At 57.6% G+C, this 20,959-nt stretch carries 19 protein-coding genes; 14 read left to right on the forward strand and 5 right to left on the reverse strand.

Going from position 1 to position 20,959, the window contains the following annotated elements; translation table 11 throughout:
• Positions 1–123 precede the first annotated feature (123 nt).
• The 3 genes from P8A25_RS02945 to P8A25_RS02955 are packed head-to-tail and all read left to right on the forward strand — an operon-like array spanning position 124 to position 2,739.
• A complete protein-coding gene (locus P8A25_RS02945) occupies positions 124–1,002 on the forward strand; it encodes a hypothetical protein (protein WP_146019189.1) in 879 nt (292 codons plus the stop codon).
• Positions 999–1,631 carry an ATP-binding cassette domain-containing protein gene (locus tag P8A25_RS02950; RefSeq protein ID WP_022397740.1) on the forward strand — a complete coding sequence of 211 codons (633 nt, stop codon included), beginning with the start codon at positions 999–1,001 and terminating at the stop codon, positions 1,629–1,631. The genes P8A25_RS02945 and P8A25_RS02950 overlap by 4 nt, the downstream gene beginning before the upstream one ends.
• Positions 1,594–2,739, forward strand: coding sequence for an FtsX-like permease family protein (locus tag P8A25_RS02955; protein ID WP_022397741.1), 1,146 nt, complete (start codon positions 1,594–1,596; stop codon positions 2,737–2,739). The genes P8A25_RS02950 and P8A25_RS02955 overlap by 38 nt, the downstream gene beginning before the upstream one ends.
• A gap of 128 nt (positions 2,740–2,867) precedes the next feature.
• Here the strand turns inward: P8A25_RS02955 and P8A25_RS02960 are convergent, their stop codons facing one another.
• Entirely contained in the window at positions 2,868–3,335 is a 468-nt protein-coding gene (locus P8A25_RS02960) for a hypothetical protein (protein WP_215442475.1), read from the reverse strand.
• A 47-nt stretch (positions 3,336–3,382) separates the two neighbouring features.
• Complete coding sequence (locus P8A25_RS02965; RefSeq protein WP_022397743.1) at positions 3,383–3,865, reverse strand: hypothetical protein; 483 nt, start codon at positions 3,863–3,865, stop codon at positions 3,383–3,385.
• Between the two features lie 337 nt (positions 3,866–4,202).
• Here P8A25_RS02965 and P8A25_RS02970 point away from each other — a divergent pair, with 337 nt between their 5' ends.
• Together P8A25_RS02970 and P8A25_RS02975 are read left to right on the forward strand one after the other, a co-directional pair.
• Complete coding sequence (locus P8A25_RS02970) at positions 4,203–5,366, forward strand: hypothetical protein (RefSeq protein WP_022397744.1); 1,164 nt, start codon at positions 4,203–4,205, stop codon at positions 5,364–5,366.
• Positions 5,367–5,445: 79 nt separating this feature from the next.
• A complete protein-coding gene (locus tag P8A25_RS02975; protein WP_102726585.1) occupies positions 5,446–6,402 on the forward strand; it encodes a hypothetical protein in 957 nt (318 codons plus the stop codon).
• Between the two features lie 75 nt (positions 6,403–6,477).
• Here the strand turns inward: P8A25_RS02975 and P8A25_RS02980 are convergent, their stop codons facing one another.
• Positions 6,478–7,308: a hypothetical protein gene (locus tag P8A25_RS02980; protein WP_022397746.1), complete on the reverse strand. Its 831-nt coding sequence runs from the start codon at positions 7,306–7,308 to the stop codon at positions 6,478–6,480.
• Positions 7,309–7,320: 12 nt separating this feature from the next.
• A complete protein-coding gene (menB, locus tag P8A25_RS02985) occupies positions 7,321–8,145 on the reverse strand; it encodes a 1,4-dihydroxy-2-naphthoyl-CoA synthase (RefSeq protein ID WP_022397747.1) in 825 nt (274 codons plus the stop codon).
• 281 nt (positions 8,146–8,426) lie between these two features.
• Here menB and P8A25_RS02990 point away from each other — a divergent pair, with 281 nt between their 5' ends.
• The 7 genes from P8A25_RS02990 (at position 8,427) to P8A25_RS03020 (ending at position 17,481) form a co-directional block, all read left to right on the forward strand.
• Positions 8,427–9,503, forward strand: coding sequence for an ATP/GTP-binding protein (locus P8A25_RS02990; protein ID WP_146019188.1), 1,077 nt, complete (start codon positions 8,427–8,429; stop codon positions 9,501–9,503).
• The gene (locus P8A25_RS02995) at positions 9,493–10,290 is read left to right on the forward strand and encodes a hypothetical protein (RefSeq protein ID WP_102721885.1); all 798 of its coding nucleotides are present in this window, start codon (positions 9,493–9,495) and stop codon (positions 10,288–10,290) included. The genes P8A25_RS02990 and P8A25_RS02995 overlap by 11 nt, the downstream gene beginning before the upstream one ends.
• A 166-nt stretch (positions 10,291–10,456) precedes the next feature.
• Positions 10,457–12,901 (forward strand): ATP-dependent zinc metalloprotease FtsH, encoded by a 2,445-nt coding sequence (gene ftsH, locus P8A25_RS03000; protein WP_022397750.1) that lies wholly within the window; start codon positions 10,457–10,459, stop codon positions 12,899–12,901.
• 21 nt (positions 12,902–12,922) lie between these two features.
• Positions 12,923–13,273, forward strand: coding sequence for a ribosome silencing factor (gene rsfS, locus P8A25_RS03005; protein WP_102726581.1), 351 nt, complete (start codon positions 12,923–12,925; stop codon positions 13,271–13,273).
• Positions 13,274–13,598: 325 nt separating this feature from the next.
• A complete protein-coding gene (mutS, locus tag P8A25_RS03010) occupies positions 13,599–16,100 on the forward strand; it encodes a DNA mismatch repair protein MutS (protein ID WP_404838758.1) in 2,502 nt (833 codons plus the stop codon).
• A gap of 1 nt (position 16,101) precedes the next feature.
• Positions 16,102–16,695 carry a 3'-5' exonuclease gene (locus tag P8A25_RS03015; protein ID WP_102726579.1) on the forward strand — a complete coding sequence of 198 codons (594 nt, stop codon included), beginning with the start codon at positions 16,102–16,104 and terminating at the stop codon, positions 16,693–16,695.
• Positions 16,696–16,749: 54 nt separating this feature from the next.
• Entirely contained in the window at positions 16,750–17,481 is a 732-nt protein-coding gene (locus P8A25_RS03020; protein WP_215442479.1) for a GDSL-type esterase/lipase family protein, read from the forward strand.
• A 76-nt stretch (positions 17,482–17,557) separates the two neighbouring features.
• On the opposite strand, the gene P8A25_RS03025 is transcribed toward P8A25_RS03020, so the two are convergent.
• Positions 17,558–19,873: a thioredoxin family protein gene (locus tag P8A25_RS03025; RefSeq protein ID WP_180972878.1), complete on the reverse strand. Its 2,316-nt coding sequence runs from the start codon at positions 19,871–19,873 to the stop codon at positions 17,558–17,560.
• Positions 19,874–19,954: 81 nt separating this feature from the next.
• Here P8A25_RS03025 and P8A25_RS03030 point away from each other — a divergent pair, with 81 nt between their 5' ends.
• Positions 19,955–20,362 carry an OsmC family protein gene (locus P8A25_RS03030; RefSeq protein ID WP_022397756.1) on the forward strand — a complete coding sequence of 136 codons (408 nt, stop codon included), beginning with the start codon at positions 19,955–19,957 and terminating at the stop codon, positions 20,360–20,362.
• 132 nt (positions 20,363–20,494) lie between these two features.
• Positions 20,495–20,956 carry a hypothetical protein gene (locus tag P8A25_RS03035; RefSeq protein WP_146017876.1) on the forward strand — a complete coding sequence of 154 codons (462 nt, stop codon included), beginning with the start codon at positions 20,495–20,497 and terminating at the stop codon, positions 20,954–20,956.
• Positions 20,957–20,959 lie beyond the last annotated feature (3 nt).

Here is a 20,959-nt window from a genome sequence, read left to right on the forward strand (position 1 = left end):
CCGCATGGCTTCGGAACGGAGACTGTTCCGAACGTTCAAGAAGAAGTTCCGGAAACAGCCAGGGACTGCTACATCAATGTATTCAGGGCCAAGGTCGTCCCTGAGAGGATACGTTCTTTTAGCATGCCGGCGGACGGCATCGTCAGCAACTGGATTCCGGCGGACGGCCGCGTTCGGCGGGATACCATCATTGCTACGGTCAATGAGGATGAAATTGAGATGGAGCGGAGGGAGCTGGAGGTCAAGATTTTAAAAGACCGTATCGCCAAGGAGGAGGAACTGTCCGAATTGGAGAAACAATTGGAAGAAATGAAATTTTATTCTTCCCTGTCCAGGGAGGAAAGGCAGTATGCCAGCAAACAGCCGGAAGGCGGCCAACGGGCGGAAAAATCCTTGAAGGACAAGATTGAACTGACCAAAAAGGAATTAGCCATGGTGGGGGACAAGGCCAGATTGGACTTCAGCAAGAAAGAGGAAAAATACATCCTTAAAATGCCCTTTGACGGCAAGCTGCAGTACCAGTTTTCCTTCCCGCGGGACAACAGCGTATCCCTGTATCTGGATGCGGCGGCAGCCATTGCTACCGTTTGTGATGATTCCGCCTATTATATTACCATTTCCATAGCGGATCCTGATTTGACCAGGCTGCCGCCGGAATCATTATATCTGGCTGTTCCCATGAGTGACGGTTCCATGCTGCGGGGGAACTTTGCTTTCAAGCGTGTAGAGAAAAACACTTCCAGCGGGGGGGATTTACTGGCTTATTTTTTCCGCCTGTCTCCAAAGGATCATGACCGGGCTCACGCCATGCTGGGTTCCAATTGCACGGCCAGGCTCTATTATTCTCCTTCCGGAGAGGTGATTCGTCTCAATAAGGTTTTGCTGGCCTCTAGTCCGGAAGGAAGGAAATGTTCCTCCTGGCAGGAACTGCTTGAAAAAACGCATCCGGATATGGAGCTGATCGTAAATGGAGAAACGGAATTGATTGTACGGAAAAAATGAAATTGGCATGTGAATCCGTTTATTTCAGCTACTCGGGAAAGCAATGGATTTTTGAAAACTACAGTAGGCTTTTTTCATCTGGAATCACTATTTTAAAAGGGTATTCCGGATGCGGAAAAACCACGCTGCTGAAACTTTTGGCCGGTTATCTGAAACCCCAGCGCGGAAAGGTTCTTGCTCCCGGCCGGCGTTCTCTCACTGATGCTCTTTATCGCAGGAAGGAAGTAAGTTACATGTTTCAGGGGATCAATCTGCTGCCTCTGGCTACGGTGGAGAGGAATCTTCAATTGTGTGCGGAGATGGCCATGCTGCCTAAAAAACAGTGGACACAAAGAGTGGACGACCTCGTGGAGCGTTTGGGATTGGAATCCCTGCGTCACAAGAAGGCGGGCAGCCTGTCCGGCGGACAGGCCCAGCGTGCGGCTCTGGCCCGTACGCTGATGAAGGATTCAGATATTCTGCTGCTGGACGAACCTACTTCCGGTCTGGATGACAGCAATACGGAGATCATCAAGAAATTGATCAGGGAATACCCGTCCGATAAGATATGCATTTTAAGCACGCATGATTCCCGGCTCTTTGACCTGACTCATGAAATCATTGATTTTAATCAGCCTGTATCTCTTTAAGGATACTCTGCACCGGTGGAGGGAAAGGCCCGCCAGCCCGCTTTCCCGGGTATTGGTAGCGTTTTTCCTCTCCCTGTGCGCCCTTTCGTTTCTTGCGAATTATGTTCTCTCTGCAAAGATGCTGCATGATGAGATCAAAAGAAACGGGGCTGATCTGATTGTAGTCCTTGATACCGTGCGCGACGGTGAACCTTCCAAAAGGAATTTGCTTCAGCATGAATTGCCTTCCTTGTATGGCTGCGACGTCCTGGCGTTAAAAGATGCTCCCGCGGGATTCGCCCGTGTGGGAAAGGCGGTTTTCCCCATTCTGGAATACAATATGGAGTCCTGCTTTTATCTTGCTGATCTGGGGCTGGAGGAAGTGCCTGTCGTCCTTTTGTTTCACCCGGACAGGAGTTCCCTGCATCCGGGACCGTGCAGAGTTGTCATCGGGGATTTTGACTTTTCATTGAATGCATCCCCGTTGCCGGAGAACCACCTTTTAGGAAAATTATATCCTTCAGGAGTGGTGCTGGCTCCGGAAGGAGCTTTCAATACCGGGCAGGAGGCCCCTATAAGCAATGACCGGTATGTAATCAGGGTTCATGAGATGACGGCGGACAATATCCAGAATATTGAGGAAACGCTTAATAATATGGTGCGCTATGACGGGAGCATGACGATGGTTCAGACTCATGTGAGCATGTTGAAGAGGTTGGAAGTGCTGATGAGCAACCAGATGGAATGCCGGACCGGTTTTTCTATCGGTATTGCGGTTATTGTAGGCATTCTTCTGATTGCCCTGGCGTCTATGGAATTCCGGCAGAACGAGTATGTCTATACATTGATGAAAAGTTTTGGGGTGCGTCCGGCTCTGCTGGTGCTGACATTTATTGTGGAGAACATATTCCTGATAGGAATTTCTTATGCCGGAGCTGTATGGGCCTTCATGAAGACTCAAAAGATTGTCCTGGGAGAATTTTTCAAGCTGGGCGATGCGGTGTTGACGTATGCGGACATACGGCAGGATTTGTGGCTTTTGGGAGTTTCACTTTTGATCTGTGTGTTGCTTTCTTCCGTGCCGGTTGCCTTCTCTGCCTATCGCCCTATTGGGAAAGTGTTGAAGTAAGCAGTGCGCATGCCCCATGCCGGGGGGTAAATAATTGTTCCTCCTTCGTTTGAAAATGCGGTTTTTTGATACAAAAAGGCCTGCGGAGGAAGTCCGCAGGCCTTTAAAAGTCAGAGAATGAATTCTGGTTATTTATTGAATTTCGTCAGAGTACCGGGCCGGTCGGTAACGGCAGGATCGGCAAAATAGGGATCAGACAGGGCGCATGTAGCGGTTCCTGTGCCTTTGGTTACATTTTTAACGTTGGTCATGATCAAGTAGCAGGGGAAGGCCTCTTCACCGGCTCTGTTGGTGTACCAGTAAAAAGCTATTTCAGCGGCGGTGTCATCAGCGGGAACATAGCCTCTGACGTGCATGGACGCGACACTGGGCTCCGCGCTCTCTCCGGAATAGATGTTGGCGTTGTGTGTGGAAACAACGTCAAAGGCAACCGTATATACCTGGTTGTTTTCCAGGGAGATTTCTACATTGCGAGCTGTTCCGACAGGAATATAGATTTCTTCCGTTTTACTGGAGCCCCCGCAACCTGTGAGCACGGACGTGCACAAAAAGGAGGGGAGGAGCAGAGATGCCATGATGCAAAAACGAGTATTCATATAGATGGAGGATATTGAAATTATATGAGTAAGACGGAAAGGGATGATTAGTTGCTGTAAGTAATGGTAACGTCTGCACTGACGCCATTGAGAGTTTGCATTTCTTGTCCTGCGGGCTGGCGTGAAAGCGTTCCTCCTTCGCCGCCTACGGATGCATGGGTGGATTGGTCAAATTCCAGAGCAGGGAGGTCCATGGAATATGCCGTAGTATTGTTTTTCCCTGCAATCCAGCGCAGGTTCAGAGTAGCTGCATTATTGCCCGTCTTGTGGTAAATCACGGTTGGAGAGCCATTCCATTCTTCAATATTCTGTCCACGGGTTTGAAGACTGGACTGTCCGTTGGTGGCGGTGATCAGTTCAAAAATATTCGGGAAATCCGATGCCGTTATTCCCAGCCTGATAGATAATACGGTACCGTTGAGGGTATCGGGGGCATTGCCGCCGCTACTGCTGCTTCCGCCGCATTGCGTCAAAAAGAGAAGTCCAAGGGAACAGCAGGCCAGGGAGATTTTCTGGGAAAGAGGGAGCATAACAAATAACTGTAGATAATGTTTATTGAAGGAGATTGTAGTATTTCCTATGATCTGTCAAGGAAGGAAATTTGGAAAATGGAACCCCTTTCAGAAAGGGGATGGAAGAGGATTTCGGCTTGCCATTGCTGATCTTCCCCCTTCCTCCTTTTCCCGGTTCTGCTGTGTTGGTACTTGACTTTTCAGAGGCAGAAGTTATGAAACGGGCACCAGTATGCTCCTTTTCTCCTCGGTTTGCAGCTTTTTCTGGAGTCCATTCAGGGTGGCTCGGTGGAGGACTCTGTTGGGTTTCTGTATTTGCGCCGTTGCATGTACTTCCTGTTCCGTGGATAAGCACATGGAAAGAAAAACGGTGGAGCTGATGGATAAAATGGCTGCCATCCCCAACTGGGACGAACTGCCCCGGAGGGAAATCTCATGGGATACGGCAATGGCCGTCATGATGGAGGGAAATTTGGATTTGAAGCGCTCGGAACAGGCTCTCAGGGCTACGGAACGTTCTGTTATCAGCGTGTATACCCAGGTCATTCCGGGCGTGAACCTGGATTGGATGCTGACAAAAGAGCTGAGCGAGCTGACCCGTGTAACAGCGCAGGATGTAGAGTATAATACCAATATTCTGTTTAATATGCCGTCCCTGACGCAGATACCTTTTGATTATTATTCGGCCAAATCCGCCGTTTATACGGCCCGGAAAACCTTGGAGATGAAAAAAAGGGAGCTGGTGTCCAGGCTGTACCGGCAGGTACTTTCCTATCAGAATGCATGTGTCAGCCATAAGAACCGGCTGGATGCCGTGCCCTATGACGATGATGGAGTTCAGAAGAAATTGATCCAGGATGACTGGGAGAAGAGAGTGAGTGAAATTTCCCAGGGATTTGCTGTCCTCATGGGGAATATGGATGCCCAGTGGCTCGTCAGGCCTGAAACGATGCCCAGGGTGGACTGGAGGAAATACAAGAGTGCTTCCCGCCATTTGGATTTGCTGGTGGTGACCATGGTAGCCATGGAATTGGAAGCTTCCAGGTTGCAGGTTTTAAATGCCAAGATGAAGTTTTTCCCGTCCGTGGATATTAATTTTTACAGCCCTACCTTGTTTTCCAGTACGGGCGGCACTTACCAGGGGTTCTTTGCAGGCGCCGGAGACATGCAGGTGAATATGAGCCTGCGTGAAGAATTGGACACCCGGCTGACCTCCTGGTTCCAATACAAGACGGCCAAGGAAAATCATGATCTGATGCAGAAAAAGGTTGTGATGGATTTGCAGCAGAGGCGCATCAAGGTGGCCGCGCTGATGGAGAGCAGGAAAAGATTTGAAATCTGGAAGAAAGTCATTTTGAAGGAAATTGAGTTTAAAAAGTCCAGGATGGCTTTATCAGGCAAGGAATATCTGGCGCAAAGGAAGGATATTAAAACCATGCATGAGAATCTGGATGCGGAAGCCGCCAAGAATGCGGAAGTGGAAGCGGCGCTCATCATGGAGTACGGCTGGCTGAAATAAGGGGAAGGCGGAGCGGCCCTGTGTGACTGCGGTGCCTTCCTTTCTTGATGCCTTCAAAGGCTTGTGTTACGGTCCGGACATGCAAAAAGTTCGGCAGCCCGTAGGCATGGCGTTGATGATTCTGGCTTTTCCGGCCGCCATTTACGGGGCGTTCCCGTGGGGAATCGCCCTGGGGGCCTTTTTGTTCCTGCTGGGGGTGGCCGTGGCGGTCAGCCGTTTTTCCGCCATTGTCTGGTCATGGTGCCTGTTTTCCCTGGGGATTTATCTGGCCGCGCCTTTTATCTGGATGTGGAATCCGGACTATTTTTTCAGCCGCCCGTTTGACGTTCTGTTCGTGAGCGGCTGTTTGGTGGGCAGTCTGGTTCTGCTGACGATCCGGTTTGCGGTAGTTCCCGTGCTGTGGCCTAAAATCTTCCGCCATTTTGTAGAGGGAAGCCCCACGCTGGAGGACCTGGCTCCGGAGAAGGGAAGGACGGTGGCGGAATTGCGGAACGGCATTAAACGCAGGCAGGTGAATTTCCTGTTCGGGCATGCGGATGAGGAACTGGTGGAAAAATGGGGGAAAATAGCCCAGGGCATCGCGGCGCTTTCCAGGAGCCGTAAACGGCTGGCGGCTTGGGTAGTAGGTATTCTTCTGGTCTGGCCCGCAGCCGTGTTTTTCCTTTCCGGAGGCATGGGCGGCGCGCTGGACCGTGACATTGACCGCATGTGGGAAACCCGTCCGTTTCGCAACAGCATGGTGGTTTCCACCCCTGCGGCCATGAATGCGGCGCGGCGCGTTTTCAAGGATGCCCGCGCCCTGCGGGGAATGACGATGGAACAGGCGCGCACGTGGCTGAAAACGGACCGCAGGAATGCCGCCTTCAAGCTCGGCAAGCCCCGTTACGATTTTGAAAAGGATGAAACCGTGCTGGTGCTTTCGGACGGGCGGGATTCCATTCGCCTGGTGGCGGTCTTCAATGACGCCGGGCAGATTACCCATTCCTGGCCGGAAGAATACATGACCCTGATGGTCAGGGATTTGGAGAAAAACTAAATGCCGGAGACAAAGGTTTGAATAGGACCTTTGAGCTTTGGTGTTTGGCCCTTGCGGAACCCCTGCGGATTTCCGCTACAGCGTGCGTTTTTGCGGAGGCGTCAGGTTCAGCCTGCCTTCACTGATGTGGATGCCCATGCCGCTTTCCTCAATCATGTGGATGAGCGGCAGATAGGCCTGGAGCAGGTTTTCAAATGCGGGAAGGAGAAAGATCATGTAGCCCTGGGGGACGGAAAGGCTGCCGATGGTGCCACCCACGTGGATACCCCCCGGCAGAGTCTCGTCATTGTAGAATTCAAAGCGGGTCTGCACCGCCATGTAGTTGTGCGGGTCCATGGACTGGAAGGGCGTCAGGAACAGGGAAATCGTCTGGCGGGAGTCGATGCCCGTATAGCGTTCAATGATGATTTCCATGCAGCCTTCCCCGATGGCGCCGTCCGGCTGTTCCTTGCCGCCGTGCAGCCGGATGCCTACCGCCGGATTGGTGGCGAAGATGGCCAGGGCTCCGTGCTGCTGCGGATGGACGGAGGAGGCCAGGTAGCGGTTGATGTCTTCTTCCGAAAAGGAAACGGAGGCGTCCCTGTTAATGGCCTGTTTCAGGATTTTGGGGATGTCCGGAGCGTTTTCCTTTTGGCGGAAGCCGGGCAGGTCAGCCGTGTTCTGCGGGCTCCAGGAGGAATAAATCAGCCAGGAAATAGCCGCCAGAATGGCTATGGTGAACAGGAAGATGAGGTTGCCGATCAGGGAGAAGGGCGTTTTTTCACGGACGGGTTTCTCCTGGCCGGCCTGTTCCTCCGGATCGTAGAAATGTTCCACGATGTTTTCATGTTCCGGCAGGTCGTGCAGGGATTCCCTGCCGGCGGAGCCGTTCCGGGTGGCGCCTTCGTTGTCGGAGTTGGGGGACATGGTGCGGAGGGGTTACGGGAGTCTGGGGAATTTGGAGAAGTCGGGTGCGCGTTTTTCGACGAAGGCGTTTTTGCCTTCCTTCGCTTCCTCGCTCATGTAGTAGAGCAGGGTGGCGTTTCCGGCCAGGTCCAGCAGGCCCATCTGTCCGTCGCAGTCAGCGTTCAGGGAGGCTTTCAGGCAGCGGAGGGCCAGGGGGCTGTGCCGGAGCATCTGGCGGCACCAGGAGAGCGTTTCCTCTTCCAGCTTTTCCAGAGGCACCACGGTATTGACCAGTCCCATGTCCAGTGCTTCCCGCGCGTCGTACTGCCTGCACAGGTACCAGATTTCCCGAGCCTTTTTCTGGCCCACGATGCGTGCCAGGTAGGAGGAGCCGAGACCGCCGTCAAAGGAGCCGACCTTGGGTCCCGTCTGGCCGAATTTGGCGTTGTCCGCGGCGATGGTGAGGTCGCAGACGACATGGAGGACGTGCCCACCGCCGATGGCGTAGCCGGCCACCATGGCGACGACGGGCTTGGGCATGGTGCGGATGGTGCGCTGCACATCCAGAATATTCAGGCGCGGCACGCCGTCTTCACCGATGTAGCCGGCATTTCCGCGCACTTTCTGGTCGCCGCCGGAGCAGAAGGCGTCAGGGCCTTCCCCGGTCAGGATGACCACGCCCACCTTGGGGTCTTCATGCGCGGCGTTGAGGGCGTTGAGCATTTCATGCACGGTCTGGGGACGGAACGCGTTGCGGACTTGGGGGCGGTTGATCGTGATTTTCGCGATGCTGCCGTCGTCCGTTGTTTCATACTTGATATCCGTATATTCCCTGGCGGTGGTCCATTGTGCGCTCATGCGGACTACTTTAATAAGGCGTCCGTCAATGGGAAGCTTAAAATGCGCCGCCTTCCGGGTGTATGCGGACTTGGGCGGGGGGAAAGGCGGCGGAGGGCGGGAGCAGGCGTTTTTTCTGCGTTTTCCGGGAGACAGGCTCTGGAAAAGCGTGGATGGAGCCGGGCGGCAATCTTTTTCCTTCATCCCGGTTTTCCGCTGCTTTTCCGGAAGGCTTCCCGGTGACGGAAGCTGGCGGCATTTGTAATTTACGGCATGCGCTTCTGTGCTACATTGGGAACGGTATGATACATGACCTACTGGTGCGCGGCGTGACGGTGTTTCCCGGGAGCGAACATTTTGAGTTTGTCCCCGGAATCAATGTGGTGGTGGGCGGCAATGATTCCGGCAAGAGCCATCTGCTGAAATTGTGCTATACCGTAGCCAAGTGGAGCGCGGACGGGGGCAGGAAGTCCCTGCCGGAGAAATGGGCGGAGGAACAGCGGCTCCGGAAGGACCTGATGCGGGTGTTTGCGTCCCGCGGACTGGCCGGGCTGACGGCACGGAACCGCGGGAACGCCCATGCCCATGTGGAGGCTTCCATGGAGGGGGACGGGGTGCCGGAAGGCATGGGGAACCTGGTGTTTGATTTTCAGGCGGGGCATGAGGAGGAGGGGCTGAGCATTCAGGAGATGCCCAAACGCTTCCTGAACGTGCCGGTGGTGTTCCTGGCGGCGCGGGAGGTTCTGACCATTTACCCGAGCTTTGTACAGGTGGGGAGCAGGTTCCCCGAGTTCCTGGACGGGGGGAGCTGGGACCTCTGCCGTTACCTGGACGTGGATGCGGCAGCGGAACCTATCAGCACGGACGCCGGGCGCGTGGTCGCCAGGCTGGAGAAGATCATCGGCGGGGAGGTGGTGAAGCGCGACGGACGGTTCTTTTTGCAGCGTCCCGGACAGCAGCCGATCGAGATGAGCCTGGTGGCGGAGGGCTTCAAAAGGCTGGGCACGCTGAGCTACCTGATCCGGAACGGTTCCGTGAAAAGAGGGTCCGTGCTGTTCTGGGATGAGCCGGAAATGAACCTGAACGCCTCCCATCTGCCCGTGCTGGTGAAAACCCTGACGGGGCTTGCCAAGACGGGGGTGCAGGTGATTCTGTCCTCCCACAGCCTGTTCCTGCTGCGGGAGCTGATGATTCAGCTTTCCGAACCCCGCAATGCCATGGTGCAGAGGAAGTTTTTCGGGATGAGCGTGCCGCGGGGAGACCGCTCCGGGGTAAAGGTGACCTGGGGGGAATCCCTGGAGGATGTGGGGCCTATCGAATCTCTTGAAGCGGAAATCGAGCAGGCGGACAGGTATTTGAAGCTGAGCTATGAGTCATAAGCCGTCAGAAGCTCATTACGTGGAGGGAGTCCACCGTTTCTGGATCGATGAAGGCTACGTCGTGTGCCGCATTGAATGCTCGGACTATTATGCCCGGCAGGCGCAGAATTTCTGCGGGGGGTGCAAGGAGATGGACTTCCTGCTGTATCATCCGGAACGCCGGGATTTATGGCTGGTGGAGGTGAAGGACTACCGTTTTGACGCCCGTCCCAAGGTGGGGGAACTGGTCTGCGCCCTGAGCCGCAAGGTCCGGGATACGATGTTTCTTCTCCGGGCTGCTTCCGTAGCCGCCCCGCATGAAGAGCCGGCGGAGGGCATTTCCCTGAGGGATTTTTCCATTCTGGCCTCGGAGGCGGAAACGCTTCACCTGGCTTTTCTGCTCGAAATGGGCATGGGCGGCGTCTGGACGGACGGCGGCCTGCTGGCAAACGTCAAGAACCTGCTGGTGGGCTCCATGCGGTTTCTGGATGCGGAGCTGATCTGCGCGCCCATCACGTATCCCCACCGCATCGGCCCGTGGCGCGTGACCTCCGCCCACGGGGAGGTGAGCAAGCGGGTGGAAATCCGGCGCGCCAGGAAACTGGCGGAAATTCAGGAACAGCGGCGGCGGGAACGGCTGGAGGCGCAGGAGGAGAGCGCCTGGCAGGAAAAGAGCCGGAAGGGGAGCGGCTTTCATCCGGCGGAAACGGCGGAAAAGATGCCCCAGTGGAAGCGCCGCCTCCAGCAGCGCATGAACGGGGAAAGCGCGAATCACGAGGGACGACGCAGAAAAAGGAAACGGGACTGAATCCCGCGCTGTCTATTGCCTCATTGCCGGAAGGCGCTTCCGGGCCCGGAACGGTCCGGTTCCATCCTGCGCCGGCTGTATGGCATGTCTCGGAAAAAAGTTTTATTTTACAAGGACTCGCGTATCATGCCGCCCGATTCATTAACTTCTGTGTGCTAACCACATTATGTCTGACAGAATGCCACCCAGTCCTCCTCGTCCTCCCAAATTTCCCGGCTCCGGAAAGCCCGAATCCCCCAACTGGGGCGTGTGGGTCATGGTTCTTCTCATTGCAGGCGTCCTCGCGTTCGGATTTTTCACCCCGGAATCCTTTGGACTGGGGCCCCGCAAGGAAAACCTGGAATCCTTTGAAGCCCAGTACAAGGCGGGCCGCGTGGTGCTGAACGACCCGAAGGCCCCCGTGGAAGTGGTGCTGAGCGAGAACGGCTCTGAAGGCGTCATCCATGCGCTGGTTTATAAAAAGGACATCCAGCCGAAGGTGGAAATGAAACCCTTCGTGCTGTCCTATTCCATGTCCCTGCCGGACCGCGACAAGCCCCTGCTGAACGAGCTTTCCGGCTACAGGATGGTGGAAAGCCCGTACCGGACGGAGGCGGGGAAAAATGTTTCCATTATTCCTGAAGAAGCGCAGAAGCTTTCCGTGCCCGAGTTCAACCGCCTGGCTCTGGAAGGCCGCATCGCGGGCGGAAATGAGGGCCTTCTCCTGGCGGAAGACGGGAACCAGAACGTGCTGGTCGGCCAGATTGTCACCCGCATCTGGCCTGCGGCCACGGGGGACGCCTCCGTGGACAAGCAGCGTTTTGAACGCGTGGAAGTGCCTTTTACCCTGGAATTCCAGGGAGACCGGGTCAAACAGTTGCTGGGACCGGATACGAAGTTCAAGCGCGAGTCCGGCTCCTGGGGCGGCATTCTGCTGAACCTGCTGCCTATCGTGCTCATTCTGGTAATCCTGTTCTTCATGTTCCGCGCGCAGAGCGGCGGGGCCAGGGGCGCCATGAGCTTCGGCAAGAGCCGGGCGCGCCTCATCGCCCCGGACAAGAACAAGGTGACGTTCAAGGACGTGGCCGGCATCAGCGAGGCGAAGGAGGAGGTATGGGAACTGGTGGAATTCCTGCGCAATCCGGAAAAGTTTCGTGACCTGGGCGCCACCATTCCCCGCGGCGTGCTGATGGTGGGCTCTCCCGGTACGGGCAAGACCCTGCTGGCACGCGCCATCGCCGGGGAATCCAATGCATCTTTTTATTCCATCAGCGGTTCGGACTTTGTGGAAATGTTCGTGGGCGTGGGCGCGAGCCGCGTGCGCGACATGTTTGAGCAAGCCAAGAGAACGGCCCCCAGCCTGATTTTCATTGATGAAATTGACGCCGTGGGCCGTCAGCGCGGCTACGGCATGGGCGGCGGCAATGACGAACGGGAGCAGACGCTGAACGCCCTGCTGGTGGAGATGGACGGTTTTGAAAACAACTCCAATGTGATCGTAATTGCGGCGACCAACCGTGCGGACATCCTGGACCCGGCGCTGCTCCGTCCGGGCCGTTTTGACCGGCAGGTGGTGGTGAACCTTCCGGACGTCCGGGGGCGCGAACAAATCCTCCAGGTGCACGCCAGAAAGGTAAAAATGGCTCCCGGAGTCGGTTTTGCGCGCATTGCCCGCGGCACGGCCGGCTTCTCCGGAGCCCAGTTGGCCAACCTGATCAATGAAGCCGCCCTGCTGGCCGCCCGCAAGGGATTGAAGGAGATTACGGAAGCGGAACTGGAAGAAGCCCGCGACAAGGTCAGTTGGGGCCGCGAACGCCGCAGCCTGGCGATCAATGAACGCGGGCGTCGCATTACCGCCGTGCATGAGGCGGGACACGCCATCTGCCTGCTGAAAACGCCGCACAGCGAACCTCTGCACCGGGTGACCATCGTTCCCCGCGGGGGAGCCCTGGGCATGACCATGTGGCTTCCTTCGGACGACAAGATGCACCAGCTCCGGTCCGAGATGCTTGACCAGCTCGTCGTGGCGATGGGCGGCCGCTGCGCTGAACAAATCGTCTTTGGCGACGTGACCAGCGGAGCTACCGGAGACATCAAGAGCGCCACCAGCCTGGCCCGCCGCATGGTGTGCGAGTTCGGCATGAGCGAGAAACTGGGGCTGATCGAATACGGCGAACACCAGGGGGAAGTGTACATTGCCCGCGACCTGGGGACGCGATCCCGCAATTATTCCGAATCCACGGCGGAACTGATTGACTCGGAAGTCCGCTTCCTGGTGGACAGCGCCTATGAACGCGCCATGACCATCCTGACGGAGAACCGGGACAAGCTGGACATGCTGACGGAAGCCCTGATGGAATTTGAAACGCTGGAAGGCTCCCAGGTCATGGACATTCTGGAATACGGGGAAATGAAGAATCCTCCCGCCAAGGTGACCCCGCCTCCCATGCCTTCGGAGGTGGAAGAGCAGCCCGGGAAGGGTGATTCCGGTTCTTCCGTGAAGAAGGATGCCGAAGAAGACCGCACGGAGGACGCGGAGGAACGGAAGAAGGAGAGCGGCCAGACGGAGCAGGACCCCTTTTCCTACAATCCCGTGGAGGAGTACGGCAAGGACGGCGAAGAGAAGAAATAATCCAATAGAAACGAATCAATTATGGTAGCCAACGATGCGATGGAACTGGCCAGGATGTGCGCCCGCGCCGCGGATGACGCCAAGGCTGAAAACGTGCAGGTGTACGACCTGCGCGGCATGTCTTCCCTGACGGATTTCATGGTGGTGTGCACGGGCTTGTCCGTCCCCCACCTGCGCGCCGTCATCCGGGAGCTGGAAGAATCCGTCCGGGAAAAGACGGGAGCCCTCCCCACCTATGTGGAAGACACGCCCGTGGCGCTGTGGTCCGTGGTGGACTACATTGACGTGATGGTTCACATCATGGGGCAGGAAACGCGCGAATTCTACGGTATGGACACCCTGTGGAAGGATGCTCCCGTGGTGGAGTACTAACCCCCGGTGATCTGGATTTTCCGCCGTGCCTCTGTCTGACAGCGGCACGGCTTTTTTATCTTTCCGGAGGGGGGACGGCTTGTTGGCCGTCCGTCGGAGCAAAGGAATCGGTGACAGGATGTTTGCGCTCCTCCGCATGATGGGGGCCTGATCCGGCCCGGAAGAAAAAAGGGGCAATGATTGTTGCGTCAGCGCATTTTCTTTACCAGGGATTTGGGGGCTCTCTCCCCGGTTTTTCCTTGGAAAAGCGGCATGGCGGCCCGGTTCTAACAAGATTCCAATCTTGCCTTGCAGCCGCAATCAGATTACTCTTTCACCGTTATTTATGAGTAATTCCGGACCTACCTCCACCCCGATGATGGATCAGTACCTTCGCATGAAGAAGGGCTTGCCGGAGGACGTCCTGCTGTTTTTCCGGCTGGGGGATTTTTATGAGATGTTCTTTGAGGACGCCAAGGAGGCTTCCTCCATTCTGGGCCTGACGCTGACCAAGCGCCACGGCATTCCGATGTGCGGGGTGCCTCACCACAGCGCGGAAGGGTATATTGGCCGCCTGGTGAAGGGAGGGAAGCGCGTGGCGATTGCGGAGCAGACCACCATTCCGCAGCCGGGCAAGCTGGTGGAGCGGGAGCTGACCCGCGTGATTTCCGCCGGAACCCTGGCGGATATGAATCTGCTGGATTCCTCCCGCCACAATTACATCGTGGCTCTTTATAAGGATAAAAAGCATTTCGGCCTGGCATGCGTGGACCACACCACGGGGGAATTTTCCGTGGCCCAGTTTGAGCACATGGACCTGCTTCTGGACGAGCTGTCCCGCATCAATCCTTCCGAACTTCTGGTCAGCGACGAGCAGACGGACTGCTTCCCCGGCGCCTATCCCACGCTTTATTACGACGGGTATACGTTCCTGCCTTCCACGGCCATTCCCAATCTGCTGAGCCACTTCCGGGTGCATTCCCTGGACGGTTTCGGCTGCGGGGAGATGACCGCCGCTTTGGGGGCGTCTGGCGCGGTGCTTCATTACCTGGGCTACCAGCTCCGCCGCCCCACGGACCATTTGCGCCGTATTTCCGTGCGCGCCACGGAGAGCGCCGTGCTGATTGACCAGGCCAGCCAGAGGAACCTGGACCTGGTGGATTCCCGCGGCGGCGTGAAGCTTTCCCTGCTGGGCACCCTGGACAGGACGAGCACCCCGATGGGCGCGCGCAAGCTCCGGGACTGGCTGCTCCACCCCCTGTGCGACCTGGAAAAGCTCCAGGCGCGGCAGGAGATGATCTCCGTTCTTTTGCAGGAACCCTACCTGATGAGCAAGCTGCGGGAGAGCCTGAAAAACGTCCGGGACATGGAACGGCTGACGGGCCGCATTTCCCAGGGCGCGGGGAACGCCCGTGACCTCCAGGCGCTGGCTTCCTCCCTGGGGCGCATTCCCGCGCTCAGGGATGATCTGGAATCCCTGCCCGGAAGCGGGGAAATGCTGGAAAGCATCCGCTCCCGCATGGGCTGCTTTGACGAGCTGGTGGACCTGCTCCAGCGCGCCCTGGTGGATGAGCCGCCCGTGACGATCAAGGAGGGCGGCATCATCCGGGAAGGGTACCACGCCGGGCTGGATGAGTTGCGCCTGGCTTCCCGCGACGGGAAGGAGTGGCTGGCCCAGCTCCAGGAGAAGGAGCGCAGGCGGACGGGCATTGATTCCCTGAAAATCCGCTTCAACAACGTTTTCGGCTACTACATTGAAGTAACCAAGAGCCATTACGACAAGGTGCCTCCCGACTACCAGCGCAAGCAGACGCTGGTGAATGCGGAACGCTTCGTCACCCCGGAGCTCAAGCAGATGGAGAATACCATCCTGGGGGCGGACGAACGTTCCCGCCAGGTGGAGTATGAACAGTTCCTGCTGCTGCGGGAGGAAGTGGGGCGCCACATTGACGGCATCCAGATTACGGCGGACGCCATGGCGGACCTGGACGTGCTGCTGGGGCTGGCGGAGGGCGCGCAGCAGTACCAGTACTGCCGCCCCGTGCTGGACAATTCCATGACCCTGCGCATTGTCAACGGCCGCCATCCCGTTATCGAGCAGAATGTTTCCGGCGACGTGTTCGTGCCCAATGACGCCTTTCTGGAACCGGAGGAAAACCGCCTCATCCTGCTGACCGGGCCCAACATGGCGGGCAAGAGCACCTATATCCGCCAGGTGGCCCTGATTACGCTGATGGCCCAGATCGGGGCTTACGTTCCGGCGGAGTCCGCCCACATCGGCCTGGTGGACCGCATTTTCTGCCGCGTGGGGGCCAGCGACGACCTGGCGCGCGGGCAGTCCACCTTCATGGTGGAGATGAGTGAGACGTCTTTGATCCTGAACAACGCCACGGAGCGTTCCCTGATTATTCTGGATGAAATCGGGCGCGGGACCGCCACCTTTGACGGCCTTTCCATCGCGTGGGCCGTGGCGGAATACCTGCATGACGAGTTGAAGTCCCGCACCCTGTTCGCCACACATTACCATGAACTGACGGACCTGGCCCGTTCCAGGGCCGGCGTGCAGAATTACAATGTGGCCGTGCGGGAATGGAAGGAGGAGATTGTGTTCCTGCGCAAGATCGTGCAGGGGGCGGCGGACAAGTCCTACGGCATCCAGGTGGCCCGCCTGGCGGGCATGCCTGCCGCCATCGTGGACCGCGCCAAGGCCATCCTGTCCCATCTGGAAATGAATTCCACGCGGCCCCGGAAAAAGGACCGCGCCCGTCTGGCGGAACCCAGGGCCAAGAATACGGACATGGACGACGATATGCCCACCGGAGAGTACGCCCAGCTGGAGTTGTTCTGATATGCCTCTGCCCGCAGACATGATTGGCGCCCTGCGCTTCGCCGCCATTGATTTTGAATCCGCTGGGGCTGCACGGGGGGAGACGGACCAGCCCGTTCAGATAGGCATTGCCGCCTGTCCTTCCCTGGAAGGGGAGCCGGAGCTGTGGACGTCCTATATTTCTACGGACAAACCCGTTTTATGGTCGGCCTCCCAGGTGCACGGCATTACTACGGAAATGCTGGCGGATGCGCCTTCCTTTCCCTCCCTGTGGCCGGCTATCCGTTCCCGCCTGGGGGACGCCGTGGTGGTGGGGCATAACCCCGCCACGGAACGGAAGTTCCTGCGCCGCTTTCCGGGGCACGGCTTCGGGCCGTGGCTGGATACGCTGGCGCTCGGGAAGATGTGCGTGCCGGGCCTGCCGGATTATTCCCTGTCCACCTTGTGTGATTCCCTGGGGCTAACCCCCTCCGTGGATGCGCTGCTTCCCGGCCGCCGGTGGCATGACGCCCTGTATGATGCGCTGGGAAGCCTGCTCGTCGTCCGGTTCCTGGTGCGGGAGCTGAAGCTGTCCTCCCAGCCCCTGGAGGTGCTTGGCAGGGCGTTGGGAAAGTGATTTTCCTTTTCTCTTGGAAAGATTGGTCTGCCGTCCATGCGTATTACAGGGAAGATGAAAGCTCCCGTTTTTCTTGCCGCTTTTCTGCTCCTGTCCCTTTCTTCCGTTTTTGCGGAGAAGCCCCCGGCAGGGATTGTCCCGGATCCCCCGGACGTTCCCAGGATGAACACGCAGCACTGGGTTCCCGCCCGTTACAAGGTAGTCCGGGAGCAGTTGCTGGGGAAGGAGTGCGGCATCCTGTTCGTGGGGGATTCCATCACGCAGGGCTGGGAGCAGGAAGGCGCGGAATGGTGGAAGAAGGTGTTCCTGCCGATGAAGGCGGTCAACTTCGGCGTCAGCGGAGACAGGACGGAGAGCATCCTGTGGCGCATGGAGGATACGGAGCTGGCAGTCAAAACGCCGCCGCGTTACTGCGTTCTGCTGGCCGGGACGAATAACATCGGCCGGTGGGAAGGGAAGCAGCCCGCGGAAGAAACGGTAAAGGGCATCCGGGAAGTGGCCGTGCGCCTGCTGAAGAGGTTCCCGGAAACCCGTCTGATCCTGATGGAGGTGACGCCCTACGGTCCCAATCCTTCCGCACCTCTCCGCAAGCGGCAGGAGGAGATCAATGAACGCCTGCGCGGTTTGAAACTGCCCCGGACCACCATTCTCTCCATTAACGGACGCCTGTTGAATGCGGACGGAACGTTCCGGGAAGGAATGTTCAGAGACAAGGTGCACCTGACGGCGAAAGGCTACCAGGCCTGGGCGGAGGCGCTGATGCCCCTGCTGAACCGGGAAGGCTGAGTTTTCCCGGTTTCTTGTCCGCCTTGCCGTTGCTTTTGTGGTCCGGACTGGTTTCCGTCTGCGGAAAAGGCCGCTTTCAGCGGTCCATTTCCGTTTCCAGGAATTCCAGCAGGTAGGAGGGGGACAGGAGTTCCCGGGTGACGACCGGCTTTTTGCCGGGCAGGTACAGGGCGTTCACGGGAACCGCCGTGCGTCCCAGGTTTTTGAGTTCCTGGTCAATGGCGGGGTTCGTGCGGGTTTTGTCCGCCTTCATCATGACAATGCCGTATTTCCTGAAGGCGGCCAGCACTTCATCCGTGTAGGATGCCTTGTTGACCTGGCAGGTGGAGCACCACCGGGCCGTGAAGTCCACGTAAACGGGCTTTCCCTCCTTCAGGGCGGCCTGCATGGCTTCCGGGCTCCAGGGGGTCCACACGCTCCCTTCCGCCTGATGGGCGGGAGCCGTAGCTGCGGAGGAATCCGCTGTTCCGGAATCCGCTCCGCGGCCGAACCAGGCGGCTCCTTCCGGAGGGAGCATGTAGTACAGGCCGGCCAGCAGGAAAATCACGGAAAAAATGCCCCCCGTGACGCGGGATTTCCGGCTGCGGTACATGGGGCACCATCTGCCGTACACCCAGAAGGCCATGGAGAACAGCACCAGGCCGAAGAACAGGAACAGGATGTCCTGCGGATGGTTGTCCGCGTCAAAGAACGCAATGTAAATCCACAGGAAGTAGGCGGCGGTGCCGAACATCAGGAAGGACATGGACTGCTTGAAGGATTCCATCCACGCTCCCGGTTTGGGAAGGTATTTGGTCAGGACGGGGAAGGCTCCCAGAATGATGTAGGGCAGGGACATCCCGAGGCCCATCATGGTCAGGCAGAGCACGATGCCCAGCGGAGGCTGGAGCATGGCCGCGCCGATGGCCTGCCCCAGGAACGGCGCGCTACACGGAGTGGAAATGACCGTAGCCAGGGCGCCGGACCAGAAGGAGCCGGCATAGCCCTTCTGGTGCTGGAGGTCGTTGCCCATGGTGGTGGCCTTGACGCCTATTTCAAAAACGCCGAACATGCTCAGCCCCATGGCGAGCATCAGGCCCAGCAGGCAGAAGTTCACCCAGGGGTTTTCAAACCAGAAGGCCCAGTTCACAACGCCTTCCGCGCCGTGGCCCAGCCAGAATTCACTGCTGAAAATGCCGGGTCCCGCAGGGGCGCCCCAGTCGAACATGTTCGCTTTCAGCGCAATCAGGATGGCCGTAATGATCCAGAAGGAGATCAGGATGCCCAGCACGAAGGTCAGGGAGTGGGCCAGCACTTTTTTCCGTTCCCCCCCTCCCAGCTGGACGAAGCTCATGATCTTGAGGCCGATTACCGGGAAGACGCACGGCATGACGTTCAGGATGATGCCGCCGATGAACATGAAGAACATGATTTCCCCCAGTCCCATCAGCGGCGGCGCGGGAACGGGTCCGGAAGACGCGGGGGAGGCTTCCGCGGCTGTTGCCGCCGCCTGCGCTCTCTCGGAAAAGGGGCGGTTGTCCGCCGTGATGCTGACGCCTTCCTTCCCTGCGCGCAGGATGCCGGAAAGGCTGGCCAGCGGTTTTCCTTTGTCCGCTTCCGGCAGGTTGTTGGGGTAAAGGCCGTCCGTAGTGTCATTGTACTGCATGGCCAGCTCGTAGTTGGAGCCGTCCAGTTTTTTGAAGGTCTGGGGAGTGGTGGGGTTGATTTCCCCCTGGTCGCAGAAGAAATAAACGGAATCTTCCGGAACCGGTTGCCCGTTCGTCCTGAGGTGCAGGGTGACGGTTTTTCCTTCCTGGGAAATCCGGGCCTTCAGTCCCTGCGCCCATGCGGGGGTGGAAAGTCCCGCCATGCCGCCGGACAGTTCGGCCGCGTCGGGGGCGGCCTGTCCGTCTCCGCGTTTCAGCGTCACGCTGAAGTCTTTGGTCTCCGGTGCGGCGCATTGTTCCGCGCACATTTGCCACGTCATGGTGGTGGTGAAGGTCGTTTCCGCAGGGGCGTCCTTTTCCGGAGTCACGCGGAAGGCCATTTTCGCCTTCCCGCTGTAACCGTAAAAATCCACGAGTCCTTTCCCCAATTCCGGAATTTGCCAGAAGGGGCCTTCCACCCGGAAGCCGGGAACGGCCTTGAACGCGGCTTCCATGGGCAGCCCTACCGTTCCCGGATTCTTGTAGTAGACGTGCCAGTGGTCCGGCAGAGTCAGCTCCGTCACGATGACGAAGGGTGTTTCTCCGTAGGACGTGACTGTAGCCTTGGAGGTTCCGGATGCCTGGGGCGTTCCAAAATCTCCCGCGCCGCCGAAGTTCATGGCTCCGAAGTCCTGTGCCGCCCCCGTACCTGATCCCCCGGCAAAAATACCCAGGGAAACGGCGGCGGCTTTCAAAAAGTTTCTCATAACAAAGGCGGTTACCATAAAGAAAGGGGGGATTCAATGTTTGTGTGTTGCATGGTGCGGCGCCTTGTATAAAATAGGGTCATGGTAAAAACTAAAACGACGTACGAGGGCGGCCTCCACTGCTCCATGGTTCATGAGCCTTCCGGGGCCAAGCTTTCCACGGATGCCCCCGTGGATAACAACGGAAAGGGCGAGTCCTTCTCCCCCACGGACCTGGTAGGCGCGGCGCTCGCCGGCTGCATGAGCACGATCATGGGCATTGTGGCCGAACGCAAAGGAATTAAGCTGGAAGGCATGACGGTGGAAGTGGGCAAGCACATGAATGCTGACCCGCGCCGCATCGGCAAGCTGGAAGTGGTCATCACCGTGCCCCTCCCCGCTGATCATCCGGACAGGAAGCTGCTGGAACAGGCCGCCCTGAGCTGCCCCGTCAAGCACAGCCTGCATCCCGATATTGAAGTTCCCATCACCTGGAACTGGGTGGGTTGACAGCCGCCTGTGTTTTCTTGAGGCCGCCTGTGAAAACAGGCGGTTTTTTTATGATGTTAAAAAATGTTGGAAAAATGTAATAATAATTGAGTGAACTTGACTTATATTGTCAGGTTGTGCATTTTTCCGGGCATGAAGAAATTTTTCCCTGTTTTGTGTTTGGTTCCTGTAACAGTGTGCGGGCTTTTGTGCGGATGCGGCGGCGGTTCGGGAAAATCAGGGGATGACGGGAGCGTTTCCCTCAGCGGTCAGCAGGTAAGCCTCTTTGAGGGAGGGGACATGCTGTTCAGGCTTCAGTTCGGCGGACGGGATGTGGACGTCATCAAGATGGAGACGAGAATCGTGTATGATGGGGTTTACACGTACCGGTTCAATGAAGGCGCGAATTCCGGGGTTTTGAATATTGTGCCGGCTTCCAACAGCCGCGCCGCCTGCGCCATGGCGGACGTGAATATTTCCTTTGACGATGCTGAAAGGAGCACGGGCGTGATTGTCTCCGGAACCGTTACGGAAACCGGACCGGACATTGATTTCTCCATTGACGGCGTTCCGCGCCCCATGGCCGGCTGGACGTGCCGCGTGCACCGGGATTGAGTT

The sequence above is a fragment of the Akkermansia sp. BCRC 18949 genome (assembly GCF_045011645.1).
In the GTDB taxonomy this organism is placed as follows: domain Bacteria; phylum Verrucomicrobiota; class Verrucomicrobiia; order Verrucomicrobiales; family Akkermansiaceae; genus Akkermansia; species Akkermansia massiliensis.